Annotated in this window: 3 protein-coding genes; 1 reads left to right on the forward strand and 2 read right to left on the reverse strand. The window is 66.9% G+C overall.

Features of this window, described 5'->3' with window-relative positions; translation table 11 throughout:
* Positions 1–181: 181 nt before the first annotated feature.
* A complete protein-coding gene (locus ACWD10_RS38310) occupies positions 182–397 on the forward strand; it encodes a Mu transposase domain-containing protein (protein WP_451098442.1) in 216 nt (71 codons plus the stop codon).
* Positions 398–1,117: 720 nt separating this feature from the next.
* Here the strand turns inward: ACWD10_RS38310 and ACWD10_RS38315 are convergent.
* Both ACWD10_RS38315 and ACWD10_RS38320 read right to left on the reverse strand, forming a co-directional pair.
* Positions 1,118–1,918 carry a hypothetical protein gene (locus ACWD10_RS38315; RefSeq protein WP_451098444.1) on the reverse strand — a complete coding sequence of 267 codons (801 nt, stop codon included), beginning with the start codon at positions 1,916–1,918 and terminating at the stop codon, positions 1,118–1,120.
* Complete coding sequence (locus tag ACWD10_RS38320) at positions 1,919–2,440, reverse strand: hypothetical protein (protein WP_451098446.1); 522 nt, start codon at positions 2,438–2,440, stop codon at positions 1,919–1,921.
* Between the last annotated feature and the right edge of the window lie 572 nt (positions 2,441–3,012).

Genomic DNA, 3,012 nt, shown 5'->3' on the forward strand with positions numbered 1-3,012 from the left:
AGCCAGGTTGTTCCGCGTGCTCGACGGCGTAAGTGCAGGGTGTCCAGCACAGGGCTTGGCCGTAGGTCGGCCTCCTCCGAAGCCGCCAGCGGTAGGTCGTGCCGTTGACGACGATGCGACGCGATCGCTTGCGACCCAGTGCCATAGCTCCTCCTCAACACGGGAGATGAACGCTGCCTTCATGATCTGGGTGCCCCTGCGTCGGGCACGGACCCACCGCACCCATGGCGAGGTCATCGGCCACCGCGCTGTCCGGGATCACATGGCCCTACGGCCGCTTCCTCAGACGCCTTATGTGGTCACCCAGCGGCATCTGCGGCCGGTCGGTATGGACTGCCTGGTCGCCTTCGCCGGGAGCCTCTACTCGGTGCCGGCCCGCAAGGTCCGGCACCGCTGATGACCCGCCGCCTCACCAAGGCGGGTCGTCAGGCTCTGGCATTCAGAGGCCACTGACGAGAACCTTCACCTCCAGCGTGACGCTGGTCGCGGCTGAACCGGCCTCAAAATCAACGACTGTGTTGACCGTCGTGCCCCTTTGATAGGGCTGTTCTTGCGCCCGGGCGGACGCAGACACCGGTGCGGCCGCCTGGGCTGCTGGGGCCGCGAGCACTCCCGTGGCAAGCAGGGCAGGGGCGACGGCAGCGACCGCCAGAGCTCGACGTGACCGCATGGCTCCTCCTCCGGTGACGGCAACAGGACACCGCGCAATCTCCCCCGCCCCGCCCGCGACAAACTACTTGCCACTTCAACCGCTCTTACGGGTGGTCGACTTCCCGTCACACAGGGACACTTTTGACGCGCGGCCCATGCCCGGCCCACCCTAAATCGGCACTTCCACAACACGTTTCGGACTACTGCCATGCCCCTTCACAAACAGGTAGAGCGAATGCACCCCACGCAGCACCAGCGGGTGACGGATGCGCTGCTGGCCGACGAGAGGGAGCCGCTGTGGAAGGATTCCGGGAAGGAGTTGAAGCCGCAGTTTTCCCTATCGCTGCCGCCTTGGCGCTCGATGCGGTGATCGATCCCGAGATTTCGGCGCGCGAGGGCGTCACGCGGCCGGGTCTGCTCGGCATCCGTACATGGCCGGTGCGGCGAGCCTCCGGAGGGGCTGCGCCTATCGGAGGACTACGTAGGCGATGGCGGGATAGGTGGCAGTGAACGCCCAGACAAAACAGTTGAGACCCATGAGCAGGGCGCAGGAAAGGTGGAATCCGATGCCTGCGATCAGGAAGTACGGCAACCAGGTCGTAGGCGACACCAACACCAGCGGGAAGAGGGTTTCGAACACGGCCACTCCGCTGGAGAGCCGCCGCGCGGTTATCGGGTGCGCGGCGAGCCACACAGCCACGTGTGGGGTGCCGAGGGACCGCGTTCCCAGCACACCGATGAGCCCGGTGCCGTCCCGCCACACCCGGGACGTCACCTTGTAGATCCCGGAGACGCAGTACGCCAGGCACGCCTGCAGGGCAACAAACCACAGCCCGAGTCGCAGTGCTGGCGGACTCGGATGCGCGGCCACCAGCAGCAGCGTGCAGAACACGATCATCAGCACTTGGTCAGAGCCCTCACAGCCGTAGCCGCCGCGCAGGGCCAGTACGCAGGTGCTCGTGACCACGAGGCCCAACAGGGCCACGTGGAGGGGGCCGTACAGCGTGAAGGGGAGCAACGCGGCCGCGGCGGCCGCTCGTACCGAGTACGTCACCAGGACCGCAGGGAAGGCCAGGGCCAGGCTCAGCAAGGCGCCCGCGGCGCCGGTGCTCAGGCTGCGGTAGCGCAGCCTGAGCACCGGCCAGCTCGCCAGCGATGTGTCATCGAGGGCATGCGGCCGGGCCAGGTATTCCAGTGAGGACACCAGCACCCCGGCCGAGGCCAACATCTCAACCCACCGCAGCGCCGTGCCGGGGGCCAGGCTCATCTACATGACCTCGTGTGGCCGGGAGAGGAACAACGGCTGCGGCAGCTCATCGCCCCCAACCTCTGAGAATGTGACGATCAGAAACTGTATGTCTACTCCCTCGGCCGGTTCGATCTGGGCACAGACGTGGCGGAGCAGCACGAGGTAGGGCACCGACAGCACAGTGTCCGGATCGACACAGCCGGGATCACGGTGAGCCAACTCTTTGGCCAGATCCAGCAGTTGCTTGCGGCTGCGCCGGTCAGGGTTCCAGACGAAGTTCCACCACCGCCGCCGGACCCCGGCGCTTACCTCCTCCCAGGTGCCGAACTCCCTGCCGCGGGTGCGGGTGCGGAACAGCAGGTGATAGTCGTGCATGCCTGGGATGGGAGCGAAGTAGTTGTAGCGAGGGATGAGGAGGGACGCATCCCACCGGCCCAGCCGTGGGGCCACACGAGGCGCGATGACCCTGAGCTGTGCGAGGACGCAGAGCAGCAGCCAGGCCGCGAAGAGCGCCGCGAGCATGGACTCATACACGCCCATCGCCGCAGTCCTCGGGGAGTCAACTCCGCATCGCTGCGCGGCGTTGGCTCATGAGCTCCTCCACATGCGCGTGCGGAGTAAGCTCAGCGGCCACCGCAGCCTGGGACCTGGGAACGATCCCCTGCTGCTGTGCGCTTTCCCCGCGCGGAGATGCGGAATGTTCCGACGACTTCGCCAGCCTTGATCCGGCGATCTGCGGGTCCGGGCCTACTGCAGCCGCCACGTCCACGATGTGAGCCACGCTTATCCTCCTACGATCAGTTGCCGGCCAGCTGTCAGGCGGCGGTCGACACGGGCCACGATGCGTGCAACCCCTTCACGGGCACCGGTGCCCGAGCAGCAGGGCGGCGGTCTTCACGCCGCCAAATCCGTCCTGACAGCTTGCGATACCCCACTATCCCCCCGCACGCACCGCCCGCCCAGGGCGCGTGAAACCGGCGCGCGAGGCACCCTGCCCACACTGTTCAGCGCCCCCCGTATGGCCTGCCGTTGGTGTTGGTTGTTGATGTTGTGTGTGGGCTGGGGTTTCGCGGGTTGGTTGGGTGATCTTCCGGCCGGGGTGGGCGGCTCCG

It is taken from the genome of Streptomyces sp. NPDC002851 (assembly GCF_053591935.1).

What these genes read in the sequence shown, in the direction of transcription:
- ACWD10_RS38310 (WP_451098442.1), top strand. Translation starts at nt 182, where the DNA reads ATGATCTGGGTGCCCCTGCGTCGGGCACGGACCCACCGCACCCATGGC.
- ACWD10_RS38315 (WP_451098444.1), bottom strand. Translation starts at nt 1,918, where the DNA reads ATGAGCCTGGCCCCCGGCACGGCGCTGCGGTGGGTTGAGATGTTGGCC.
- ACWD10_RS38320 (WP_451098446.1), bottom strand. Translation starts at nt 2,440, where the DNA reads ATGGGCGTGTATGAGTCCATGCTCGCGGCGCTCTTCGCGGCCTGGCTG.